The sequence below is a fragment of the Pseudomonas glycinis genome, from assembly GCF_054871425.1.
The window spans coordinates 312,821-337,654 of the sequence record NZ_JBTYHF010000001.1; the positions used below are offsets into that span (position 1 = coordinate 312,821).

Sequence of the window (24,834 nt, forward strand, 5' to 3'; positions counted from 1 at the left end):
GGTGTTGCAGTCATGACTGCCACCCGCGAAGGAATCCGGTGGCGAGCTTCGGCTCGTAACCAAAACTTCGGCAAGGATGCGGCGTTGCAGCCTTTTTCCTACTGTTCCGAAGTTTGTAATGCCGACGCCCGTCGGTTGCAGTGCTTCGGTACAGAACGGTGAGCACCATGACGGTGCCAAACAAACATAGAGAATGTGGAGACCACCCCCCATGCAAACCGACACAACTCGCGAGAACCCGCAGGGCACCTTGCCGCAGGCCGCCGATTCGACTTCGGATCTGGCAGCCACCGCGCCTGGCCAGCTGCGCGTGATCAAGCGTAATGGCACTGTCGTTCCTTACACCGATGACAAGATCACCGTCGCTATCACCAAAGCGTTCCTCGCAGTTGAAGGCGGCACCGCTGCCGCCTCGTCGCGAATCCACGACACCGTTGCGCGCCTGACCGAACAGGTCACCGCGACCTTCAAGCGTCGCATGCCATCGGGCGGCACCATCCACATCGAAGAAATCCAGGACCAGGTCGAACTGGCCCTGATGCGTGCCGGTGAGCAGAAAGTTGCACGCGACTACGTGATCTACCGTGACGGCCGTTCGAAAGAGCGCGCAGCGCACGCTCCGGCCGAAGCAGCAGTCAACGCGCACCCGTCGATCCGCATCACCCGCGCCGACGGCAGCCTCGCGCCGCTGGACATGGGCCGCCTGAACACCATCGTCACCGAAGCCTGCGAAGGCTTGGAAGAAGTCGACGGCGACCTGATCCAGCGCGAAACCCTGAAGAACCTGTACGACGGCGTGGCCCTGACCGACGTCAACACCGCCCTGGTGATGACCGCCCGTACCCTGGTCGAGCGCGAGCCGAACTACTCGTTCGTCACCGCCCGCCTGCTGATGGACACCCTGCGTGCCGAAGGCCTGAACTTCCTCGAAGTCGCCGAAAGTGCCACCCATCACGAAATGGCCGACCTGTACGCCAAGGCCCTGCCGGCGTACATCGCCAAAGGTATCGAGTTCGAACTGCTGAACCCTGTGCTGGCTACCTTCGACCTGGAAAAACTGGGCAAGGCGATCAACCACGAGCGCGATCAGCAATTCACCTACCTGGGCCTGCAGACCCTGTACGACCGCTACTTCATCCACAAGGATGGCGTGCGTTTCGAACTGCCGCAGATCTTCTTCATGCGCGTGGCCATGGGCCTTGCGATCGAAGAGAAGCAGAAAGAAGATCGTGCGATCGAGTTCTACAACCTGCTGTCCTCGTTCGACTACATGGCTTCGACCCCGACCCTGTTCAACGCCGGTACCCTGCGTCCACAGCTGTCGAGCTGCTACCTGACCACCGTGCCGGATGACCTGTCGGGCATCTATCACGCGATCCACGACAACGCCATGCTGTCGAAATTTGCCGGCGGCCTGGGCAACGACTGGACGCCGGTGCGTGCGCTGGGTTCGTACATCAAGGGCACCAACGGCAAGTCGCAAGGCGTGGTGCCGTTCCTCAAAGTAGTGAACGACACCGCTGTGGCCGTGAACCAGGGTGGCAAGCGCAAAGGCGCTGTGTGTGCCTACCTGGAAACCTGGCACATGGACATCGAAGAGTTCATCGAGCTGCGCAAGAACACCGGTGACGATCGTCGTCGTACCCACGACATGAACACCGCCAACTGGATCCCTGACCTGTTCATGAAGCGTGTCTTCGATGACGGCAAGTGGACCCTGTTCTCGCCATCCGAAGTACCGGACCTGCACGACCTGACCGGTAAGGCCTTCGAAGAGCGCTACGAGTACTACGAAGCGCTGACCGAGTACCCGGGCAAGGTCAAGCTGTTCAAGACCATCCAGGCCAAAGACCTGTGGCGCAAGATGCTCTCCATGCTCTTCGAAACCGGCCACCCATGGCTGACTTTCAAAGACCCGTGCAACCTGCGCAGCCCGCAGCAGCACGTCGGCGTGGTCCACAGCTCGAACCTGTGCACCGAGATCACCTTGAACACCAACAAGGACGAAATCGCCGTTTGCAACCTGGGCTCGATCAACCTGCCGAACCACATCGTCGACGGCAAGCTCGATACCGCCAAGCTGCAACGCACCGTGAACACCGCCGTGCGCATGCTCGATAACGTGATCGACATCAACTACTACTCGGTGCCGCAAGCGAAGAACTCCAACTTCCGCCACCGTCCGGTCGGTCTGGGCATCATGGGCTTCCAGGACGCTCTGTACCTGCAGCACATCGCCTACGGCTCCGACGCTGCCGTCGAGTTCGCCGACAAGTCGATGGAAGCGGTCAGCTACTACGCGATCCAGGCTTCCTGCGACCTGGCCGACGAGCGCGGCGCCTACGAGACGTTCAACGGTTCGCTGTGGTCCAAGGGCATCCTGCCGCTGGATTCGCAACAGATCCTGATCGAACAGCGTGGCGAGAAGTACATCGACGTCGACCTGAAGGAAACCCTCGACTGGGCACCGGTTCGCGCCCGTGTACAGAAAGGTATCCGTAACTCGAACATCATGGCCATCGCACCGACCGCGACCATCGCCAACATCACTGGCGTCTCGCAGTCGATCGAGCCGACCTACCAGAACCTGTACGTGAAATCGAACCTGTCGGGCGAATTCACCGTGATCAACCCGTACCTGGTTCGCGACCTGAAGGCTCGCGGTCTGTGGGACTCGGTCATGATCAACGACCTGAAGTACTACGACGGTTCGGTGCAGCAGATCGAGCGCATCCCGCAAGAACTCAAAGAGCTCTACGCGACCGCGTTCGAAGTGGACACCAAGTGGATCGTTGACGCCGCCAGCCGTCGTCAGAAGTGGATCGACCAGGCCCAGTCGCTGAACCTTTACATCGCCGGCGCATCGGGCAAGAAGCTCGACGTGACCTACCGCATGGCCTGGTACCGTGGTCTGAAAACCACCTACTACCTCCGTGCCCTGGCCGCGACCAGCACCGAGAAGTCGACCATCAACACCGGTAAGCTGAACGCTGTTTCCAGCGGCGGCAACCACGGCGACGATTCGGTTCTGGCCGCTCCGGCAGGTCCGGCGCCGGTGCCAAAGGCCTGCGCGATTGACGAGCCGGATTGCGAAGCTTGCCAATAAGCTGAGCTGATTTCAGGCGTTGCGAGACGCCTGGAATCTCAAGGCAAACAAAACCCCCGACAGACTTCTGGTTTGTTGGGGGTTTTGTTTTTTGGCGGCCTTGGCGGCCTTGGCGGCCTTTGGGCCGACCGGACTCTTGAGGTTTTGGGTGTATATCCGTTGCTGCGGGTGTTGCCGCTGGCGGTTTCGCTCTTACAGCGAGTCACCTTTTTCAGACGCCAAAAAGGTAACCCAAAAGGCTTTGCCCCGGCGTACGGCCCGCTCGCTGAGGCTCGGGGTACCTTCGTTACGGGACCGATCCGGGCGCAGCCTGCCGAAGGGGCAAAAGATCAAAAGCCGAAGCAAAGCAAAAGCCAGATCAAGAGCCAGATCAAAAGATCGCAGCCTTCGGCGGCTCCTACAGTTGGATCGCGTGCTACAAGACCAGGTCGGCTGTCGGGCCGCCTTCGCGAGCAGGCTCGCTCCCACAGAAAAGCAAAGCAGCGCAGCTGCCCGCGGCGAAGCCGCACCACTCAACAATGAGCGCAAGCTCGAGTGCTTTTGATCTACGGGCGACGTCGGAAGGCTGAGTGGAGGGATTGATCCGGGCGTGGGAGCGCAGCGACCGTCTGGCGCAGCCAGACACAGCGGAAGGAGGTGCAGCGAAGCAAACCGTAGCCGCTGCGCCCGGATCGATCCCGCAGCGAAGGAACCCGAGCCTGCGAGGGCCGAACGCAGGAGCAAGCCTTTTGGGTTACCTTTTTGGCGTTTGAAAAAGGTGACCCGCCGTAAGGGCGGAACCCTAAGTCGCCGTTACCGCAGAAACGGATATTCACCCAAAACCCCAAGAGCATGGCCGGCCCAAAGGCCGCCACGGCCAAAAAAAAGCCCCTCAAAACCGAGGGGCCCAAAAAACCAGCTCAGAAACCCGAATCAGGTCATCTGAATAATGGTCTGCATGATCGTGCTCTGCGTCGAAATGGTCTTGGCGTTCGCCTGATAGTTGCTCTGGCCTTTGATCAGATCAACCAGCTCATTGGTCAGGTTAACGTTCGACTCTTCCAGCGAGTTGGACACCACCGAACCCAGCGTACCGGTCTCAGGCGCATCGTAGCCCGGAATACCCGAAGCAAACGTCTCTTTCCAGCTGGTGCCACCGATCGCCTGCAGGCCCTGTTCGTTGGTGAAGCTCGCCAGTGCAACCTGTCCGATGGCCTTGCTCTGGTTGTTGCTGAAGTTGGCGAACAGGGTACCGGTACCGTCGATGGTCAGGTTGGTGATCTGGCCAGTCGCGTAACCATCCTGAGTAGGAATCGTGCGCGAGGTGTCGGCGTTGTACTGAGTGGTCTTGGCCATCGAGATGGTCACACCCGCCGGGTTTGCCGCCGCGCCGTTAGCCTTCCAGACACCATCGGTCACAGTGCCTGGCACCCAGCCCTTGAGTGTCAGGTCGCTGCTGATGATGGCCGGGCCACCCAGCGGATCTGGCGTGCTGACCTGGGTCAGCTTGCCGGTCGCATCAAAGGACAGCGTCGAGGCCACAGGCGCGGTGGTCTTCGGATCGCTGCCGGTCGCATCCGGGTTACGACCGTCCACCAGTGTGTAGACCTTCCAGGTGTTGGCGCCGGTTTTCACCATGTATTGATCCATGGTGTGCTGGTTGCCCTGGCTGTCATAGATCGGGGTGCTGAACGACTTGGTGTAGGTCGCAGTGTTGGTAGGGTCGAATTTGCCTGCCGCGACCGTATCGTCGATCACCGCAGCGGTCGAGTTCAGGTTGATGGTCGAAGCCACCGCCGAAGTCGACTTCGGGGCCAGGTTCGAGGTATCGATCTTGAGGTCGGTCAAGACGCCGTTAATAATTTTGCCGTTGGCATCCACACCATAGCCCTGCAAACGCGAGGTGTAGTCGGTGTTGGTGATGTAGCCGGCGTTATCGACCTTGAACGTACCGGCACGGGTGTAAGACACCGAGCCGTTGTTGTTCATGGTGAAGAAGCCAGAGCCGTTGATGCCCATGTCCAGCACGTTGCCAGTGTTGTTGATGTCACCCTGGGTGAACTGCTGGGAAACGTTGGCCAGGCGTACGCCGTTACCGATCACCTTGCTGCCGCTGCCCAGACGAGTCGCCGAATAGACGTCTTCGAATTCTGCGCGCGAGGATTTGAAACCGGCGGTGGCGACGTTGGCGATGTTGTTGCCGGTTACGTCGAGTTGTTTGTTGGCGGCATAGAGACCGCTAAGGCCGATGTTAAAAGACATGTTCCACTCCTTCGTGCCGGGTTAGTCGGCTCTATATACCAATGGTTTGTACTTTGGACAGGGCGACGGTGCCCTTGCCAGCCAGGTTGAGCATCAGCTCGCCACCGGTCTGGCTGATCGTCACGCTGTTGACGGTCGCTGGCAGATAAGTCGCCAAGTCGGTCGCGGTGCCGTTGATCGGTGCGTTGGCCTTGAACGTGTAAGTGCCGACCGGCACCACGGTGCCAGCAGTGTCCTTGCCGTCCCAAGTGAAGCTGGCATCGCCGGCAGCGCGGCTGCCCAGGTCGATGGTGCGCACGGTTTTGCCGTCCTTGTCGGTGATGGTCACGGTGCCGCCGGCAATCGACGAAGGCACGGTGACCGAACCGGTCAGACCTTTGCTCGGGTCATCGAGCTGGGCGGTGTTGGTCTGCACGATCACGTTGCGACCGACCAGCGACGACGCTTGCAATGCCTGCGACGAGTTGTAGTTGCCGGCAAGGCCGCTGACGGTGGAGTTCAGCGTGGTAATGCCTTCAAGGCTGCTGAACTGCGCCAGTTGCGCAACGAACGCGCTGTTGTCCTGCGGGTCGAGCGGATTCTGGTTTTTCAGCTGGGTGACCAGCAATTGCAGGAAAGCATCCTTGCCCAGCGCCTGGCCGCCGGTGGCACTGTTGGTCGCCGAAGCGATGCCGCCCGACGTCGTGCTGCTGGCCTTCTTCGACGAGTTGGCCAGGATGTCGTTCATGCTCAGGCTGCTGGTGGTATCCGTAACGCTCATGGCAGTCGCCCCTTATTACTGACCCAGGGTCAGTACCTTCTGCATCATGGTTTTGGCGGTGTTCATCATTTCCGCGTTGGTCTGGAACGAGCGGCTCGCAGAAATCATGTCAGCCATTTCTTCCACCACGTTGACGTTCGGGTAGTAGACGTAGCCCTTGGCGTCGGCAGCCGGATGGTTCGGCTCGTAGCGCGCTTCAAGATTGCTCTGGTCTTCGACGACGCCGAGCACCTGCACGCCCTGCCCGGCCGCGTCCTGGTTCTGGAACAGCGAATTGCTGCCGCCGGCCTGGCCGCCCTGAAACATGGTAGCGAACACCGGATGGCGCGCGCGGTAGGTCTGGTCGATGCTCGACGAAACGGTTTCGGCGTTGGCGATGTTCGACGCCACGGTGTTCAGGCGTGTGGTCTGCGCGCTCATGCCGCTGCCGGCAATGTTGAAAACGCTGGACAGGGACATGGATTATTCTCCGCGCAGGGCTGACACCAGCCCTTTGAATTTGCTGTTGAGCAAGGTGAAGCTGGCCTGGAAGCCGACGGCGTTCTCCGCGTAGTTCGACTGTTCCAGTTGAGCGTCGACGGTGTTCTGGTCGATCGAAGGCTGCATCGGCGTGCGATACATCAGCGACTCGTCGCCATTGCCCAGACCTTCAGCCTCGATGTGCCGGCTGTTGGTCATGTTCAGGGCAAAGTGGCCGCCGGTCTTGGTCTTCTCGGTCTGTGCTTCGAGCACTTTGGAGAAATCCAGATCCCGCGCCTTGTAGTTCGGGGTGTCGGCGTTGGCGATGTTGTTGGCCAGCACTTCGGCACGCTGGGCGCGGAAGCCCAATGCCTTTTCGTGAATGCCCAGCGCTTTGTCGAAGCTGATGCTCATGTCGGGAACCTTCAGGTGACCGGTTTTTCGTATCTGAGCTTTAGCAAGCGCCGTGCCAAATGAACAAAGCCCCGTATTCCGGGGCTTTGCGCCGAACAGGCTAAGCGGCAATGCCAGAAAAGCGGCAACCGGTTACCGCCGGATGCCGCTTTTCTGCCGCTTGCCGTCCTTGCCTAGGTCAACGCAGATCCCAGTGGGAGCGAGCCTGCTCGCGAAGGGGGCGTGTCAGGCGTCAACTGTCTTACGGACAGACCGCTTTCGCGAGCAGGCTCGCTCCCACAGGGGGCTCGTGGAAAATAATTCGGGCATAAAAAAACGGCAGGCCTTTGCGGGCCTCCCGTTTTTTGTATCAGCGCAAACCGCTTATTTCGCCTTGTAAATAATCCCCGGGCTGCACTGAACCATCTGGTAATGATCCGGCAATCCGTTCAGCGCTTCCGAAGCGCCAAGGAACAGGTACCCGCCCGGCTTCAACGTGCTGTGAATGCGCAACAGGATGTCCTTCTTCACTTCGGCAGAGAAGTAGATCAGCACGTTGCGGCAGAACACGATGTCGAACTTGCCCAGCGCCGCGTAGCTGTCGAGCAGGTTGAACGACCGGAATTCCACCCGGCTCTTGATCGGCGCCTTGACCACCCAGCGCCCCGGCCCTTTCGGGTCGAAGTAGCGTTGCAGGCGTTCCGGCGACAGACCGCGACCGATCGCCAGGCTGTCATACTCGCCGGTCTTGCAGTTATTGAGCATCAGGCCCGACAGATCGGTGGCAACGATCTGCACACCCATCTTCAACTGACCCAGGTTGCTGCGCTCGAACTCGTCGATCGACATCGACAGCGAGTACGGTTCCTGTCCCGACGAGCAGGCCGCCGACCAGATCCGCAGACGCTGGTTGGGGCTGGCCTTGATCGCTTCCGGCAGTACCTTGTTCTTCAAGACTTCAAACGGATAGGTGTCGCGAAACCACAGGGTTTCGTTAGTCGTCATGGCATCGACCACCTGCTCGCGCAAACCGCTGCGCGGCTGGGTCTGGATGCGCTGTACCAGCTCACCCAGGGACTTGATGCCTTGCTGCTCCATCAGTTTGTTGAGACGGCTCGAGACCAGATACTGCTTGTTTTCACCGAGCAGAATGCCACAGGCTTTTTCCAGGAAGACCCGGAACTGTTCGAAATCCAAATTACCCGTAGACAATGATGCCGCCTCTTAAATCGTGTTGACCGCCAGGGGCAGAAGGCCCCTAGCTGATATCTGCTGCTTTGATCCGGTCGACTACCCGGGATGCGAGGTCATCAGGACGGAATTTGGCGAGGAAGTCATCAGCACCGACTTTCTTGACCATCGCCTGATTGAATACCCCCGACAACGAAGTATGCAGGATGATATGGAGCTTTTGCATGCGTGCGTCGCCGCGTATTTCCGCCGTCAGGGTGTACCCGTCCATCTCCGGCATCTCGATGTCGGAAATCATCATCAGGAACTCTTCTTCCGGCTTCTTGCCCTCGTCGACCAGCTTGCGCAGGTAATCCAGCGCCTGCTTGCCGTCGTTCAGCGCCACCACTTCGACACCGATGGTCTGCAGACAACGCGTGACCTGCTTGCGCGCCACCGACGAGTCATCGACCGTCAGCACCCGCAGCGACAACGCCTTGGTCTGCGTCTCGACATCGACCACGCCCACCGAAATCGCTTCCGGCGTCGGCGCCACTTCGGCCAGCACCTTCTCGACGTCGATGATTTCGACCAACTGGTTGTCGACCCGGGTCACAGCCGTCAGGTAGTGATCGCGGCCGGTACCCTTGGGTGGCGGATGGATCTCTTCCCAGTTCATGTTGACGATGCGCTCCACCGAGCGGACCAGGAAACCCTGGGTCTTGGTGTTGTACTCCGTGATGATCACGAACGGACTGTTCTTGTCTTTCAACGCACCGGAGCCCGTTGCCATTGCCAGATCCAGGATCGGAATGGTCGCTCCCCGTATATTCGCTACCCCGCACACGACAGGACTGGATTTGGGCATCAACGTCAGGGACGGGCATTGCAACACTTCCCGTACCTTGAACACGTTGATCCCGTAGAGCTGCGGCCCGTCGAGACGGAACAACAGCAGCTCGAGGCGATTCTGCCCTACCAGTTGCGTGCGCTGGTTCACCGAATCCATTACACCAGCCATGCCCAGACTCCTACACCAACGCCAAGTGTTGTTGCGACGCACATTCATTGCTAAACGGCACGGCGCTTGCTTTTTAACTCGTATGAACGCTCAAACGACATTTTCCCGACGCCTGACATCCTCCCTTCGCAAAGGGCTTTGCGCGGTGTCCGCCGTTTGCTGCTTGCTTGCTGGCAGTCCTGCCCATGCAGATGCGGTTACCTTGCCTGATATGCTTATCGGCGTGACTCAGGGCTTTCTTGAATTCACCGTAGAAGACTATTTGGCTTCCAGTCAAACCGAAGGCCGCTACGAAATCGAAGTCAACCAGCTCGACCCGCGCATGCGCATGCCCATGTGCGACAAGGAATTGACAGCCACGCTGGAGAGCCCGGCACGCCCGCTGGGCCGCGTCACGGTGAAGGTTCGCTGCGAAGGCAGTTCGCCCTGGACGGTGTTCGTACCCGCTCAAGTCCGCCTGTTTCGCGAGATCGTGACGACCACTCGTCCGCTGAAACGCGCCGGCATTATCGAGCCGCAGGATGTGACCTTGCGCGAGCGCGACGTCAGCACGATCAACCAGGGTTTCCTGACTTCCGTCGACGAAGCGATCGGGCAGAAACTTACCCGACCAACGGTCGCCGATCAGGTCATCACCCTGGTGCATCTGGAACAGGCCGAAGTGGTGCGCAAGGGTGACCAGGTGGTGATCACTGCGCGCAGCGGCACCCTTGCCGTACGCATGCCGGGGGAAGCGCTTTCCAATGGCGGCATGAAAGAACAGATTCGAGTAAAAAACCTTAATTCTCAAAGAGTTATCAAGGCGCAGGTGATTGCGCCGGGACAGGTCGAAGTGGCCATGTAAAAGCCTCGTGGAGAAAACTGGCGCCGATCCCGTCGCTTCCCTAAACTGTGCCGCAGCAGGTCTCGCAACGGCGCATGCAAGCTTATGGTTGATTGGGCCTAAAGTTTTTCAGGGGATAGCCGAAAACATGGCAAGCGTCCAAATTCCCAGAGGTTTTTTATCATGGTTATCGATTTCAACCGATTGAACAGTTCCTCGTCACTAACCGGCAGCACACGTACCAGCAACGCCAAGGAAAGCGCTGAAAACAGCCCCTCCGCGCCGCTGAATACCCAGGCCGAACAGGCCAATGTCGCCAAAAGCGGGGAGTCGGTACACCTCAGCAATGAGGCTCAACAGTTGCAGAAGGTCACTGACAAGCTGCGCGATCAGCCTGCTGTCGACAAAGCCCGTGTGGCCGAGTTGAAAGCCGCGATTGCCGATGGCAGCTATAAAGTCGACAGCAACCGTGTAGCCAGCAAACTGCTCAACTTCGAAGCCCAGCGCTAGGCTTTTGCCGGCGCCAGGCTTTTGGACGCTTAAACCCCAAGGCCAGCCATGCACGACACTAACTTATTGCAACTGATCAACGACGACTTTGCTCCAGCGCAACAATTGCTGGAGTTATTGCAAACCGAATCCCTCGCTTTGCATGGTCGCGACATGCCGTTGCTGGAAGAAATTCTGGCGACCAAGCAAGCGTTGATCATTCTGCTCGAGCAGCATGGCCGCAAGCGCAGCGAAATCCTCGCCAGCCTCAACCTGCCGACTGATCGCACAGGTCTTGAGCAACTGGCCAGCCAGTCCAGCATTGGCGACCAGTTGCTGACCCAGGGCGACGCCCTGACCGCGCTGATCGCCCAATGCCAGGCGGCCAACATCAAGAACGGCCAGTCGATCCAGATCCAGCAGGCGACTACGGCCAACCAGCTGAAGATTCTCACCGGCGGTGAGCCGCCAGCGCTGTACGACGCCAGCGGGACCTTTGCCAAACCGGTCAAGCCGCGAACGCTCAGCCAGGCATGAGCCATTCGCTGGCCCTGCACTATCCACTTGCGCAACATGCTGGCAAAATACTGGCCAGTCGTAGTCTTATTTTGTCTGGAGATTGAAGAACCGTGTCCAACACCCTAAGCGCGGATGATGCTCCGCAGCCTCCGAAGGTGCTCACCACGCCACTGGAAATCTCCAGCAACCTGCGCCAGCTGCAAGACAGCCACGATCCGCTGATCATCACCTTCCATGAACGCAGCCAGCGTTTTCAGAGTTACCTGATCAAGGTCGACCGCGAAACCGCAACGATTGCGCTGGATGAAATGATTCCACGCGATGGCGAGCGCTTCCTCCAGGCTGGCGAACCGTTCAAGGTCGAAGGCTTTCATGACGGCGTGCGCATCGCCTGGGAATGCAACGGCACGCTGAACATCGAAGAATCCGACGGCGACCGTTTCTACACCGGCGACCTGCCGAGCGAAGTGGTCTATCACCAGCGCCGTAACGCCTTCCGCGCTGCGTTGAAGCTCACCGATCTGGTCAGCGTTGAACTGGGCGGCGAAAAGCTCAAGGTTCCTCTGCAGGGCAAGCTGCTGGATATTTCTGCGACCGGTTGCAAGTTCCGCTTCGAAGGCGACATCACTGATCGCCTGCAACTGGGCCAGGTCTACGATCGCCTGATCGCCCCGCCGCTGTTCGGCAACCAGCCAACATCGGTCGAACTGCGCTATCTGCATTTCGAAGAAAAACTCAACATCACCTTCGCCGGTCTGCGCTTCCACAACATCAGTGGCCAGGCTGCGCGCAACGTCGAGCGTTTCGTTTACCAGTTGCAGCGTGAAGCACGGCGTTTCGACAAAGACGATCTCTGAGTCGCAGTGACCAATAAAAAGGGCAGTCCCGCACAGGACTGCCCTTTTTTATGCGCCGATGTTTACCTTCGATTCAGGGCCTGCCACCACTGATATCCGGCGCAGGCTTATCGTCATTGCCGCTGTCCAGTTCGGTTTCAACGACTGCTTCCGGCTGCGCTTCGGGCTCAGGCTCAGGCTCAGGAGTGACCGGCGCCGGGTCTTGGACCATCTGCTCCTGCACCACCTGCTCATCGACACGCGGGTCAAGCGCCGCCACCAGCGGCGAGCTCGACATGCTGTCCGGCATTGCCACGTGATGCAGCGGTGCGTCGTCGACCTGGTGCAGGTTGGTGACCGCTTTCGGACGAATCCGCCAGACCAGCACCAACGCGAAGAAACTGAAGAACGCATACAGGCTCTGACTGCCGAGAAACTTCATCAGCACGCCCGCGAGCAGCGGCCCGATGCTCGCGCCAACACCATAAGTCACCAGCAGCATGGCGGTCAGCGACACGCGGCGATCGCCTTCGACGTGGTCATTGGAGAACGCCACCGCCAGCGGATACAGGCAGAACTGCACCAGCGAACAGAAGAAACCAACGACGAACAACACCTCCAGCGGCACCTGCGGCATGATCGCCAACGGCAACGCCGCCACCGCCAGAAACCCGGCAAAGCAGCGTATCAGCAGCGCGCGGTCATAACGGTCGGACAACCAGCCCAACGGCCACTGCACCAGCAGACCGGCAAAAATGCAGCTACCCATGAACAGACCGACCTGCTCGGTCGTCAGCCCCTGTTGCGATGCATACAGCGGCGCCAGACCGTAGAACGAACCGATGATCAGACCGGCGCCGAGCACCGTGCTCAGCGATTGCGGCACGCGCTTGATAAAGAAGCGCGGCTCCATCGGCGCGGGGTGCAGAGGCGCCGGGTGAATCCGTCGGGTCAACGTCACCGGCACCAGACACAGGGCAAAGCACAGCGCGACCAGCATCAGCAGCTCCAGGCCGAGGCCGGGGTGCATGACCAGAATCAGCTGGCCCAGCACCAGGCCCAGGTACGAGGCGATCATGTAACCGCTGAACACCAGGCCGCGTTGATTGGCATCTGCCTGCTCGTTGAGCCAGCTCTCGATGACCATGTACTGACACATCATGCCCAGACCGACGATCGTCCGCAGCACCAGCCACGCCGGCAGCCAGTCCACCAGTCCATGGCCGAGCACCGCCGCGCCGACGATCCCGGCACACGCCGAGTAGGCACGGATATGCCCGACCCGGGCAATCAGGCGATGGCCGATCTTGCCGCCCAGCACCAGACCGAAATAGTTGGCCGCCATCAGCGCACCGACCCACAGCCCGTCGACATTGTCGGCAGCCAGACGCAAAGCCAGATAAGTAGAAAGAAGGCCTGAGCCGATCAACATCATCAGCGAGGCGAAATACAGCGCTCGAAAGGATTTCCAGATTTGGCGCATCGGCGTTCCGAGCGGCTCCTTGCAGTAAATACCGGGCGGTCAGAACGACAGCCCGGCAGCAGCGATACGTCAGGCCTGGGCGGCCAGCACACGGCGCTCCCAGGGAGTGATTTCATCAAAGAAGCTGGTCAACTCCATGGTCTTCGAAGCGATGTAGCCTTCGATGAACTCCGACCCGAACAGTTCCCTCGCCAACTGGCTACGTTTCAGACGCTCCAGCGCGGCGTGCAAGGTACACGACAAGGCCAGATTATCCGGCACGGCGAACTCACCCTGGATTGCCGCGCTCGGCTCCAGTTCCTGTTCGATGCCATGCAAACCCGCAGCCAGACTGGCGGCGATGGCCAGATAAGGGTTGGCGTCGGCGCCCGGCAGACGATTTTCGACCCGACGTGCGACCGGCGAGCTGGCGGGAATACGCAAGCCGGCGGCGCGATTATCATGGGACCAACAGGCATTGTTCGGCGACGCGTACGGATGACACAGGCGCTGATAGGAATTCACGTTAGGCGCAAACAGTGCGGTGAAATCGGCGAGGCCTGCCTGTTGCCCGCCGATGAAGTGGCGGAACATCGACGTCGGCTCGCCGTTCGAGTCAGTGAAGACATTCTTGCCACTGCCGATTTCAACGATACTCTGGTGAATATGCATCGAGCTGCCCGGCGTATGCGCCAGCGGTTTGGCCATGCACACCACGCTCAGGCCATGCTTGAGCGCGACCTCCTTGAGCAGGTGCTTGAACAGGAACGTCTGATCGGCCAGCAGCAGCGGGTCGCCGTGCAGCAGATTGATCTCGAACTGGCTGACGCCCATTTCATGCATGAAGGTGTCGCGCGGCAGGCCGAGGGCGGCCATGCATTTATACACTTCGCTGAAGAACGGCCGCAGACCGTTGTTGGAACTGACGCTGAACGCCGACTGGCCGTCCTCGCGACGGCCGTCGAGGCCGACCGGCGGACGGAACGGCTGAGTCGGATCGGTGTTCGGTGCGAAGACAAAAAATTCCAGTTCGGTCGCCACCACCGGCGCCAGACCGTGCGCGGCGTAACGGGCGATGACCGCTTTGAGCTGGCCACGGGTCGAGAGACTGGAGCTCTCCCCGCTCAGTTCGTCGGCGTCGCAAATCGCCATGGCGCGCGGCTCGTCGCTCCAGGGCAAACGGTGAATCTGCGCAGGATCGGCAACCAGCGCCAGATCGCCGTCATCGCTGCCGTAGAACCGCGCCGGCGGATAGCCGCCCATGATGCATTGCAGCAGCACACCCCGCGCCAACTGCAAACGCCGCCCTTCGAGAAAACCCTCGGCGGTCATCACCTTGCCCCGTGGCACACCGTTCAGATCCGGGGTGACACATTCAATCTCATCAATGCCGGTCAATCGCTGCGCGAGTGAACCCTGGCCATCGGTTGTCATGACGCAATCCTTGTTGTTGTGCGAGCCGCGAACGGCGACCCGGACAAAATAGGCTGCGGCTGTTCGGAATATCAAGCAGCGCCCACAAAAATCCCCATCTTGTGCAGGAGCCGTAGGAGCTGACGAGTGCAACGAGGCTGCGATCTTTTGATCTTGCTTTTTAAAATCAAAAGATCGCAGCCTTCGGCAGCTCCTACACCAGACCTAGGGCAGGTAGAGGCTGAATACCCCACCACCCAACGGCCCGCCATTGCTGATTTCGGTGCGCCCTTCCACGCCGTTGCGCTGATGCAGCGCGGCGATGCGATTGGCGAAATACAGACCGAGGCCGGTGCTGCCGCTGCTGTGATTGATGCCCTGGACATAATCGGCCTGACGCTCAAGCATCTCTGCTGGATAGCCGTCGCCGTCGTCGTTGATGCTCAGCACCAGTTGCCCGGCTTCGTCGCTGACGGTAATCAGCAGCGACTCGCGGGCGTAACGGATCGCATTGTTGATGCAGTTACCGAGCACCGAGGCGATCAGCTCGCGATCGAAGAAACCCAGCGGGCTCAACGGATCGACTTCATAGGTGGCGATGATGCCGCGACTGGCAAACACTTCCTGATGCGCGGCCAGTTGCGCCTCGATGAAATCGTCGAGTTCGTGATAGGCCGGCTGGAGCGGCAACTGATTCACGCCGAGTTTGTACAGCCCGAGCAACTGCACCAGCATGCCGTTGAGGTGGGCGAACTCGAAGTCGATCACGCCCTGCTCCGAGCCGTCGCGCAGCTCTTTCGGCAGACGCGCCAGCCATTGGCTGTGCGCCTGCATCAGCATGGCCAGGGAGTTCTTCATGTCGTGGACGGTGGAGGCAATCACCGTGGAAAAATCCAGCGCCGGATCAATTGGGTTCATTCGCCAAACGCCTTGCTTTTCAGCTTCTGATAACGCGCAAACCGCGCGTCGGTGTCGGGCATCAGGCCCACCAGTTTCAGGCAGGCCCGACATTCTTCCAGCTCCGCCGACGGCATACTGGTGTCGGTGCCGTGCAGCAGCGACTGGGCCAGGTTCAGCGCAATACTGATGTTTTTCGGTTGCAGCTTGAGCGCCTTGCGGAACACCTCGCGGGCCTCGACCAGATTGCCGGTCTTGTACACGCGCACGCCCTGGCGGTTGAGATCGGCCGCAGCGTTGCTCGAGCTGAGAATGGTCGGATCGTCGGTGAGCTTGGCAATGTCTTTCATCACCGCCGGGTCATCCCCGTAGATCTCCGCGCAGCTCTTGAGCATCGAAGTGCCCGCCTCGGCCTGACCGAGCATCTGCAACTGCTTGGCCACCAGCAACGCCGCCTCGGGGCTCATGAATTGCTCCATGCCATCGAGGCGCATCAGCGCTTGTTCGGTGAGCTTGTCGGCGGTTTCAGCGTCGTTGAGCAACAGGCTGGTGGCTTTCATCAGCCGCGCGCGAATTTGCAGGCCGGGATCGCTCGGGTTCTCCTTGGCCACGGCGCTGAGGGTGGTGTTGATCTCCAGCCGCGTGCGCGTGTCGAGGCCGCGATCGCTGCCCTTGCTGATCAGCGCATGAGCCAGGCCGAGATTGCTTTCCGGGTCCTTGAAACGCGACTGCGCGCCCTGCGCCACGGCCTGACGATAAGCGCGCGAGGCGGTTTCGAAATCTTCGTTGGCCATGGCCAATTTGCCGAGCAAAGCCTGGCGGCGCACCGCCAGCGGCGACAGACGAATCGCTTCTTCCAGCACCCGCTGCGCGCCTTTGCTGTCGCCTTCGGCCACCAGCACATCGGCCATGCCGTCATACAGCGCCGGCATCATCGGAAAGACTTTCAAGGCTTTTTCATAAACTTCCTTGGCCTGCGTTACCTGCCCGCGCTTGAACAGCAACTTGCCCAATCCAGCGAAGGCCCACGGCAACGGCCGGTCGGCAATGATGCCGTCGTAGAGCCGCTCCAGCGCTTCGTTCTGGTTCATGTCGCGCAGCGCATCGGCGCGGTAACGCAGGCACAGCGGCGAATAGCGGATGTCCTGTTTGCACAGGGCAATACAGGCATTGAGCACCTCGACCGGCTTACCGCGATCAAGGGCTTGCAGAATCGGTTTGAGCAACGTCTTGCGTTGCTCCAGACGCTCAAGGCGCTGGGCCAGCCCGGAACGGTTGAACGGCTTGGTCAGGTACGCATCCGGCTCATGCTCCAGCGCACTGAGCACCATCGCCTGACTGGTTTCGGCGGTGACCATGACGAAAACGGCTTCGTGGCTGATGAGCTTTTCCGACATCAGGTCTTCGAGCACCTGCTGGCCGTTCTTCTTGCCGTCGCCGAGGTGGAAGTCCTGAAGAATGAAATCGTAGGACTTCTGCGAGCACATCTTCAGCGCCTGCTCGCCAGTGTCGGCAGTATCGACATCCTTGACGCCGAGCTCACGCAACATCGAACGCACGGAACTGCGGAAATCGGAAAAATCATCGACGATCAGAAAGCTTTTTTGGTGATACGACGACATCGAAGATTTCCAGGCAATTGAAGAAAACGAACCGAGGCGATTTCAGGCGCGCAGATGATAGCTGGAGGCCATGCGCCATCAAGCGATTTCGCTGGAGTCTGAACTCACCGTTCGGGTTATCGGCCAAAAATGCCCGGGCCTGAGGGTGGTGCTTCAAGAATGTTGCCTGGAGTATTACTCTGCGCGCCTGCTCAAGGATTTTCATAGGGACTGAATCGTGTACATCAAGGGACGCTACATCCTGTCGGCCTTTTTGCTGCTGTTTATCCAGCCAATGAGTGCGGCGGCAATGGACTGCACCAAAGCGGCGAACGACGTGGAAAACACGATTTGCGCGAATAAACCGCTTTATGAGCTCGACGCGCAGATGGGCACGCTGTATCGCCAACTGATGACATCTGCCACAGCGACGCAACCTGAGCTCAAGCGCACCCAGCGCGCCTGGCTAAAAACCCGCAATGCCTGCGCAGTCGATGTCGCTTGCCTGGATGGCAGCTACCGCCAGCGCCTGCAAGCATTGCAGGCACAGTGGACGCAAGCCGCAATGTGGCAGCCGGACGCCGTGGATCTTCAGGCGATGAACGATCTGCAGGAAAGCATTCGTGCCGAGAGCAAAAACCACCCGGAATTTGCGCTGGAACATGCCTTGGCCGCACGGGCTTTGGAGTCTTCGCAAACATCGTTCGCGGGCGATCCAGTCGACAGTTACGGCGAGCAAACCAACTTCCCCAAGTCGCGTCCCAAAGGCGTGAGCGAGGATGAGTGGCAAGCATTGAAAGCCTCAAGCATCGGAGGCGCCGCCGAGACCGGACGGACTTCTTACGCACTGCTGGATCTGGACAATGATGGCCAGCGCGACCTTATCGTCGACACATACGCAGGCGGCACCGGCTTGTTCACCTACGTGGAAACCTGGCGCCGCACGGGCGAGCGGTTCGTCAAAAGATCGGTCGAGCCGGAAAGCTCGCTGTTCTACACCAACGACCGTGGCGCTAATCAGGCAATCAGCTGGATCAGGCTTCACGACAGAATTTATGCCGCTTACCGAAACGGCGCCTATGGTGTCGATAATCTGTACCTGCTCAATCCGCTGAAGATCAACCATCAGGTACCGACGGTGTCCGTGCGTTACGCTTACTCCCTGCAAGTGTCAACCACGCAACATACGGAAGACGGCACCAGCACCTATGCGCTCGAAGCGGATTTGCGCGCGGCACTCGACCACGCCATCACTCAGGCAATGAAAGTCGCATCGGGCTCAAACCCTGACGCGCCCCTTTGCCCCATTCCTCCGACGGGCGCCGGCGAAGACGATTACTACAGCTACGGTCCAGGGCACTACACCATCGAAAAGATCACCGATTTGCCGGTAATGATCGGCGGCGACTGCTACATCGGGGCGCTGATTGACTGGTTCGGCAGTTACAGCGAAAAGACTGGGTTATTCGCCCAACTGGCCGTGCGCAAGCCGGGCGTAGAGGCCAGCGGGACTACCTACGAAGTCTTCGGCCGTCGGCATGTAACCGAGGTCAGTGGGAGCCTTGGCAAAGTCGAAATCAACGACGACTGACCACCGATCATCACGCCGGAAAATTAATCGGCACGGTTGCCAATCACCGGATGTCAAAAACACAGACAGCACATTTGTCCTTCAAAAGTGCAGGCAGATTCGCAAATGAGGTTTATTCTGCTCAATTACCTGCGCCCCCGGACGTCCGCGATACGCTTGTAACGCCACAAAAAAGGCCGAAGTGATGACCTCGAAAACCCCTGCCTCGCCCTCTGCGCCCGAACGCAAGGACCTGACACCCAGCCACCTGAATTTCCCCGTGGTGGGCATCGGCGCCTCGGCGGGCGGCCTGCAAGCGACCAAGCTGTTTTTCGAGCATATGCCGAAGGACAGTGGCATGGCGTTCGTGATCATTTTGCACCTGTCGCCCGATCACCAGAGCATCGCCGACCAGATCATTCAGGAATCGACGCGCATGCCGGTGCTGCAAGTGACGCAGCCGGTGCCGATCGAAAAGAACTGCGTGTACGTGATTTCTCCGGCGCACTCGCTGACGATGAATGACGGCTACCTGCGCGTCAGCCCCGCTGGCTCACCGCAAGCGCGCCACACTGCCATCGACCTGTTCTTCCGCGATCTGGCCGATGTGCATCGCGAGCGGGCTTTTTGCCTGGTGCTTTCAGGCACCGGTTCCGATGGTGCGGTGGGCTTGTCGCGAATCAAGGAACAGGGTGGCGTGACGCTGGTGCAAGTGCCGGAAGACGCCGAGTTCGACGGCATGCCGCGTGCCGCCATCGAGACGCGCATGGTCGATCTGATACTGCCAGTGGTCGAGATGCCGCAGAAACTGATGGAGCTGTGGCGCAACTCTCAGAACATCAAATTACCCAGCGCCAATGATCCCGACTTGAAAGCCTTGAAGCCTGCAAACGAACACGAAGCGTCGATCGCCGAACAACGCCTGCATGAAATCCTGTTGTACCTGCGCAGCAGCACCGGTCACGATTTCAAACACTACAAGCGCGCCACCGTGCTGCGCCGCATCGAGCGGCGCATGCAGGTCACCAGCCAGTCTGACCTCGGCGCCTATTACGACTACCTGCAAAATACCCCGGAAGAATCCAAGGCCCTGCTCGGCGATATGCTGATCGGCGTGACCAACTTCTTCCGTGACCGCGAAGCCTTCGAAGCCCTTGAGCGCGATGTGCTGCCGCAACTGGTGCAATCGGTTGCCGACTCGTCGGAAAAAGAAGAACTGCGCATCTGGTCTGCCGGCTGCTCGACCGGCGAAGAAGCCTACAGCCTGGCGATCCTGCTCGATGATCAGATGCAGGTACAAAGCAGCAAGGCCAACCTGCAAGTGTTCGCCACCGATATCGACGAACGCGCGATCACCACTGGCCGCGCCGGCACCTATCCGCAAGCCATCGTCACCGACGTACCGCCAACACGCCTTCGGCATTATTTCGTCAAGGACAATGAGCATTACCGGATTCGCAAGGAAATCCGCGAGAAAGTGCTGTTCGCCAAGCACAGCCTGTTGTCCGATCCGCCGTTCTCGCAGATCGACCTGATCGTTTGCCGCAATCTGCTGATTTACCTGGATCGCGAGGTGCAGCGGGAAATCCTGCAGATGTTCCACTTCGCCCTGCGACCGGGTGGTTTCCTGTTTCTCGGCACTTCGGAAAGCGCCGATGCCTGCCACGAACTGTTCGCGCCCGTGGACAAGCGCAACCGCATCTTCCGCGCCAAGACCGGTACCGCGAACAGCCGCCGCACCCCGACCATGCCGCGTGGCGGTTACATGCGCACCAGCGTTTCCCGACCGCCATCGAAAGCCATCGAGCCCGTCAAGCTGTCGTTTGCCGATATCCACCGCCGCGCCATAGAACGCTTCGCCCCGCCGAGCATCATCGTCGACACCAACGCCGATATCCTTCACATGAGCGAAGCCGCCGGGCGCTTCCTGCGGCATGTCGGCGGCGAGCTGTCACGCAACTTGCTGACGCTGATCCTGCCGGAACTGCGCCTGGAAATCCGCACGACGCTGTTCCAGGTGCAGCAAAGCAACCTCACCGTGCGCTCGCGTGAAGTGCTGCTCAAGCGCGAGGAGCGTCAGTACCGCATCACGCTGATTGCGCAGCCGTACAAGGACGACGACTTCGACAGCGAGTGCGTGCTGGTGACCTTCGATGAAACGGAGATCGACGCGCACGAGCAGGCGCTGACCACGGTGCTGCAGACTGAAAGCCAAGTGCTCTCGAATCTGGAACGTGAGCTGCAACGCACCAAATTGCATTTGCAGGACACCATCGAACAGTCGGAAATCTCCAGCGAAGAGCTCAAGGCTTCCAACGAGGAGATGCAGGCGATCAACGAAGAACTGCGCTCGGCCACCGAAGAGCTCGAGACCAGCAAGGAAGAGTTGCAGTCAATCAATGAGGAGCTGTTGACGGTCAATTACGAACTGAAGACCAAAGTCGAAGAAACCGACAAGATCAACGATTATCTGACCAATCTGATCGCTTCTACTGACATTGCTACGGTGTTCGTCGATCGCAGCATGCGCATCAAATGGTTCACGCCGCGCGCTACCGACATCTTCAGCATGCTGCCGGTAGACACTGGCCGTTCACTGCTGGATATCACCCATCGTCTGAATTACCCGGCGATGACCGAGGACGCGGCGCAGGTGTTCGAGTCGCTGAACATGATCGAACGCGAGGTCAGCAGTACCGATAACCGCTGGTACATCGCCCGCTTGCTGCCTTATCGCTCCAGCGAAGACCACATCGACGGCACCGTGTTGACCTTCATCGACATCAGCAAACGCCGCGAAGCCGAGGAAGAGCTGCGCCTGGGCGAAGAACGCATGCGACTGGTCGCTGAGAGTACGCGTGATTACGCGATTATCATCCTCGATGAAATGGGTGCGATCACCAGTTGGAACACAGGCGCTGAACTGATCTTTGGCCACAGCAAAAACGAGGCCGAAGGTCAGTACTACGATTTCATCTTCACAGCCGAAGACCGTGCTGCCGGCATGGCTGAAAGTGAACTGTCCACCGCCCGCCAGCACGGGCGCTCGGAGGATGAGCGCTGGCATGTGCGCAAGGATGGCAGCCGTTTCTTCTGCAGCGGCGAGGTCACGTTGCTCAGCGGCGACTACTTGCAGGGTTATGTGAAGATTGCCCGCGACCTGACCGGGCATAAACGCGCGCAGGACGAGCAAAGCAAGGAACTGGCCCAGACACGCAACACGGTGTCGTTGCGCGACGAGTTCTTTGCGGTCATGTCCCACGAACTCAAGCATCCGTTGAATCTGATTCAGCTCAACGCCGAACTGCTGCGGCGCCTGCCGATGATCCGTACTGCCGGCCCGGCGACCAAAGCGGTCAATACCATCTGCGATGCCGTCAACAGCCAGGCGCGGATCATCGACGACTTGCTCGACGTGGCTCGCGTACGCACCGGCAAGCTCAAGCTGCAACTGGCCCGCGTCGACCTGAGCGCCGTGCTGCGTGACATCCACACGGTCGTGCTGAATGAACAGCATGCAACCCACATCGACCTGCAACTGCCCGAAGAGTCGCTGTTCATCCATGCCGATCCGACCCGCGTCGAACAGATCATCTGGAATCTGGTGAACAACGCGCTGAAATTCACCCCGCCGACCGGACGCATCGAATTGATTGCCAGCAGAAGCGGGCAAATGGCTCAACTCAACGTCAGGGACAATGGCGTCGGTATCGCAGCGGAAAATCTCGAACACGTGTTCGACCTGTTCGGCCAGGCGGAAAAGCAGCACACCAATCATCAACGCGAAGGACTGGGCATTGGCTTGTCGCTGGTACGGCAACTGACCGAGGCGCAACACGGCACAGTACGGGTCGCCTCACCGGGCCTGGGCGCCGGGTGCACGTTCACCGTATGCCTGCCGCTGGCGACCGAAACCGTAGAAACCGCGGAGCAGCCCTCGGCAGAACCGGAGTCGGGCAAGCTGGCGGGCTTGAGCATTCTGCTGGTCGACGACTCGCCGGAAGTGCTGGAGACCTTGAAAATGCTCCTGGAAATGGAAGATGCCGAAGTGACGGCCTTCGACCATCCCGTGGCAGCGCTGAAAGCCGCTGAGAGCACGCGCTACGATCTGATCATCTCCGACCTCGGCATGCCGGTCATGACCGGCTATGAACTGATGACTGCCCTGCGCAAACTGCCGCTGGTGAAAAACGTACCAGCGATCGCCCTCACCGGTTATGGCACTCAGAGCGACATGCAGAAGTCCCGTGAAGCCGGGTTCGATCAGCATCTGGGCAAACCGGTGGCGTACGACGACCTGATTGAAACCATCGAGGCGTTGCGCCGTTCGGAGTTGCTGTAAAGCTCGCCAGCGCTCCAACGCAAAAAGCCCCGCCGCACGAGTAAGTGCGACGGGGCTTTTGGTTTTTGAAGAGGTGGTGTCCCAGGCGGGGTTCGAACCTGCAACCTTCCCCTTAGGAGGGGGATGCTCTATCCAATTGAGCTACTGAGACACTGATTGACGCGGGCCGATGCGGCGCGACAGACGGCGTGCATGTTAACGGCCGGCCCCTGTTTTGTCATGTCGTCCGTAGGGCTTTTTAAGTGTAGGCAAGCGCCCTGGAAGATTGCGGGAACTTTTACCGGGCAATTTGCACTGCGCGGAAATGCGGTCATTGCAGATTGCAATCAGCGTCGCCGGAAAAAACATACCAACCCCTTGTTTTTAAAGGACTTATCAGCCGTTACACTGTTGGCACGGCGACTGCTATGCCTGTTCTATCAAAAAGAACAATTTGGAGCGTCGTGCCATGAACAGCACCCTCTTGCTTGCAAACGCAGCGGCTCTGGCTGTCTTGCTCGGATCACATTTTTTTCCCAAGGCTGACGTTGAGCAGCCAGTGGCGCAGCGCATGCCGCATTACTTGCAAGTGCAGAAAGCGCCGCAGTGGGCCGTGTTGAGTGATCGCAGCGACGCTTCTACACAAATGGTCAGCGAGCCTGAGCTAGCCTCGGCGCCAACCACCGAACGTCTGGTTTTTTGAAATATCTTCAGGAGTACAACATGTCCAAATCAGCGACGGGATTTCTGATCCTCGCTTTACTGAGTGGCGTTACCCATCTGGCGCTGTTCGAGGAGACGGAAGTCACCTTGCCTCTGGTTGGCTGTGGCGTGTTTGCGGTGCTGTTTGTGCTGGCGCTGATTGCAGGGCGCAAGATCAAGTTCGATCCGGTTCTGCGTTGAGCCGAACTAACTCCAATAACGAAGAGACCGCGATAGCAAGGTCAACAGAGTTGTCGATCTGATGAACGGGGCTGTCGCTGGATCTTCGGTCTTTGAACAACGCATTGCGAGCCAGCCTCGCATCGATTTGCTCAGGGTTCTCCCGACCACGGCTGAGCAAGCGCTTGCGCAGGACCTCATCGTTGACTGTCAGCAGAATCGGCACCAGGGTTGGATACTTCTCCATTGCTTGACGCAGGTTCGCTCTTGACCCGTTAACCAGTACGTGCCGGCCCGCTTGCAACCATTCATCCATTTCCCTTGGAATGCCGTAGGAGAGGCCGTTGGCTTGCCAGGCCAAGGAGAAAGCCCCGGCGTGCTGTCGCCGTTCGAATTCTTCAGGGGTCACGCCAATTGCATCTTCGCCGACGGACTCCGCCGAGCGGGTAATCACCCGACGCATTACTTCACAGTTCAACACCCGCAGTGGCTCACGCGATGCATCGATCAGGCTGTCCTTGCCCGAACCGGACGGCCCCATCAGGTAAAAAAGCTTGCCATCCATCCCGAAAACGCCCTCCGACGGGTCCTGCCTCTAGTAAATCGGCAAATTGCCACTATCCTGTACACATAGGGATCAAGAATAGCGAGCCGCATAGCATGCACGTTCTGAGGTCTTCGGACATCAACAGATGTGCATGCGAAAGCGGGCAGCGATACGGAAGGATGGAAAGTTTTCCAACCAGTCCGCATTTCTGACAACCGGTGCTGGCATTACGCCTTTACCCGGCTCAATATTTGTCACAGAATTGACGCCAATGATCTGGCAATTTTGAGGCATGATGCCGGCCTCTTAACAATTCAGGTTGAA

At 59.2% G+C, this 24,834-nt stretch carries 20 protein-coding genes and 1 tRNA gene; 9 read left to right on the forward strand and 12 right to left on the reverse strand.

The features are described from left to right. The first annotated feature begins 211 nt into the window (after positions 1 to 211). Positions 212 to 3,106, forward strand: coding sequence for a ribonucleoside-diphosphate reductase subunit alpha (locus ACYSTU_RS01420; RefSeq protein ID WP_024013986.1), 2,895 nt, complete (start codon positions 212 to 214; stop codon positions 3,104 to 3,106). A gap of 912 nt (positions 3,107 to 4,018) precedes the next feature. Here the strand turns inward: ACYSTU_RS01420 and flgE are convergent. From flgE to ACYSTU_RS01450, 6 genes are all read right to left on the reverse strand, one after another. Beyond that, positions 4,019 to 5,347, reverse strand: coding sequence for a flagellar hook protein FlgE (flgE, locus tag ACYSTU_RS01425; protein WP_016773616.1), 1,329 nt, complete (start codon positions 5,345 to 5,347; stop codon positions 4,019 to 4,021). A 31-nt stretch (positions 5,348 to 5,378) separates the two neighbouring features. Next, positions 5,379 to 6,107, reverse strand: coding sequence for a flagellar hook assembly protein FlgD (flgD, locus tag ACYSTU_RS01430; RefSeq protein WP_016773615.1), 729 nt, complete (start codon positions 6,105 to 6,107; stop codon positions 5,379 to 5,381). A 15-nt stretch (positions 6,108 to 6,122) separates the two neighbouring features. Further along, positions 6,123 to 6,566: a flagellar basal body rod protein FlgC gene (gene flgC / locus ACYSTU_RS01435; RefSeq protein ID WP_016773614.1), complete on the reverse strand. Its 444-nt coding sequence runs from the start codon at positions 6,564 to 6,566 to the stop codon at positions 6,123 to 6,125. 3 nt (positions 6,567 to 6,569) lie between these two features. Continuing rightward, positions 6,570 to 6,980: a flagellar basal body rod protein FlgB gene (gene flgB, locus ACYSTU_RS01440; protein WP_016773613.1), complete on the reverse strand. Its 411-nt coding sequence runs from the start codon at positions 6,978 to 6,980 to the stop codon at positions 6,570 to 6,572. A 363-nt stretch (positions 6,981 to 7,343) separates the two neighbouring features. Next, entirely contained in the window at positions 7,344 to 8,171 is an 828-nt protein-coding gene (gene cheR / locus ACYSTU_RS01445) for a protein-glutamate O-methyltransferase CheR (RefSeq protein ID WP_016773612.1), read from the reverse strand. A gap of 46 nt (positions 8,172 to 8,217) precedes the next feature. Further along, a complete protein-coding gene (locus ACYSTU_RS01450) occupies positions 8,218 to 9,150 on the reverse strand; it encodes a chemotaxis protein CheV (protein WP_016773611.1) in 933 nt (310 codons plus the stop codon). A gap of 82 nt (positions 9,151 to 9,232) precedes the next feature. On the opposite strand from ACYSTU_RS01450, the gene flgA reads away from it, so the two are divergent. The 4 genes from flgA to ACYSTU_RS01470 all read left to right on the forward strand — a co-directional run bounded on the left by flgA (position 9,233) and on the right by ACYSTU_RS01470 (position 11,838). Continuing rightward, positions 9,233 to 9,994, forward strand: coding sequence for a flagellar basal body P-ring formation chaperone FlgA (flgA, locus tag ACYSTU_RS01455; RefSeq protein ID WP_073472167.1), 762 nt, complete (start codon positions 9,233 to 9,235; stop codon positions 9,992 to 9,994). 162 nt (positions 9,995 to 10,156) lie between these two features. Then, on the forward strand, positions 10,157 to 10,483 hold the full coding sequence (gene flgM, locus ACYSTU_RS01460; protein WP_016773609.1) for a flagellar biosynthesis anti-sigma factor FlgM: 327 nt from the start codon (positions 10,157 to 10,159) through the stop codon (positions 10,481 to 10,483). 48 nt (positions 10,484 to 10,531) lie between these two features. Next, complete coding sequence (locus tag ACYSTU_RS01465; RefSeq protein WP_016773608.1) at positions 10,532 to 10,999, forward strand: flagella synthesis protein FlgN; 468 nt, start codon at positions 10,532 to 10,534, stop codon at positions 10,997 to 10,999. 92 nt (positions 11,000 to 11,091) lie between these two features. Beyond that, a complete protein-coding gene (locus ACYSTU_RS01470; protein WP_016773607.1) occupies positions 11,092 to 11,838 on the forward strand; it encodes a flagellar brake protein in 747 nt (248 codons plus the stop codon). Positions 11,839 to 11,911: 73 nt separating this feature from the next. On the opposite strand, the gene ACYSTU_RS01475 is transcribed toward ACYSTU_RS01470, so the two are convergent. From ACYSTU_RS01475 to ACYSTU_RS01490, 4 genes are all read right to left on the reverse strand, one after another. Then, positions 11,912 to 13,300 (reverse strand): MFS transporter, encoded by a 1,389-nt coding sequence (locus ACYSTU_RS01475; protein WP_095181571.1) that lies wholly within the window; start codon positions 13,298 to 13,300, stop codon positions 11,912 to 11,914. A gap of 69 nt (positions 13,301 to 13,369) precedes the next feature. Beyond that, a complete protein-coding gene (locus tag ACYSTU_RS01480; protein ID WP_498996172.1) occupies positions 13,370 to 14,611 on the reverse strand; it encodes a glutamine synthetase family protein in 1,242 nt (413 codons plus the stop codon). A 306-nt stretch (positions 14,612 to 14,917) separates the two neighbouring features. Further along, positions 14,918 to 15,610: a sensor histidine kinase gene (locus ACYSTU_RS01485; protein ID WP_016773604.1), complete on the reverse strand. Its 693-nt coding sequence runs from the start codon at positions 15,608 to 15,610 to the stop codon at positions 14,918 to 14,920. Continuing rightward, on the reverse strand, positions 15,607 to 17,211 hold the full coding sequence (locus ACYSTU_RS01490) for a tetratricopeptide repeat-containing response regulator (RefSeq protein WP_125926492.1): 1,605 nt from the start codon (positions 17,209 to 17,211) through the stop codon (positions 15,607 to 15,609). Before ACYSTU_RS01490 ends, ACYSTU_RS01485 begins: the two co-directional genes overlap by 4 nt. Before the next feature lie 253 nt (positions 17,212 to 17,464). Between ACYSTU_RS01490 and ACYSTU_RS01495 the strand changes: the two genes are divergently transcribed. Together ACYSTU_RS01495 and ACYSTU_RS01500 are read left to right on the forward strand one after the other, a co-directional pair. Continuing rightward, complete coding sequence (locus ACYSTU_RS01495) at positions 17,465 to 18,781, forward strand: lysozyme inhibitor LprI family protein (protein ID WP_498995322.1); 1,317 nt, start codon at positions 17,465 to 17,467, stop codon at positions 18,779 to 18,781. Positions 18,782 to 18,965: 184 nt separating this feature from the next. After that, entirely contained in the window at positions 18,966 to 23,102 is a 4,137-nt protein-coding gene (locus ACYSTU_RS01500; protein WP_498995324.1) for a CheR family methyltransferase, read from the forward strand. 74 nt (positions 23,103 to 23,176) lie between these two features. On the opposite strand, the gene ACYSTU_RS01505 is transcribed toward ACYSTU_RS01500, so the two are convergent. Further along, a tRNA-Arg gene (locus tag ACYSTU_RS01505) sits at positions 23,177 to 23,253 on the reverse strand. Between the two features lie 297 nt (positions 23,254 to 23,550). Between ACYSTU_RS01505 and ACYSTU_RS01510 the strand changes: the two genes are divergently transcribed. Next, a complete protein-coding gene (locus tag ACYSTU_RS01510) occupies positions 23,551 to 23,784 on the forward strand; it encodes a hypothetical protein (RefSeq protein ID WP_122612073.1) in 234 nt (77 codons plus the stop codon). Between the two features lie 20 nt (positions 23,785 to 23,804). Beyond that, on the forward strand, positions 23,805 to 23,984 hold the full coding sequence (locus ACYSTU_RS01515; protein ID WP_016773599.1) for a PA3371 family protein: 180 nt from the start codon (positions 23,805 to 23,807) through the stop codon (positions 23,982 to 23,984). Here the strand turns inward: ACYSTU_RS01515 and phnN are convergent. Continuing rightward, positions 23,959 to 24,528, reverse strand: a complete 570-nt coding sequence (gene phnN / locus ACYSTU_RS01520; protein WP_498995330.1) for a phosphonate metabolism protein/1,5-bisphosphokinase (PRPP-forming) PhnN — start codon at positions 24,526 to 24,528, stop codon at positions 23,959 to 23,961. The two genes, ACYSTU_RS01515 and phnN, sit on opposite strands and share 26 nt — an antisense overlap. Positions 24,529 to 24,834: the final 306 nt, after the last annotated feature.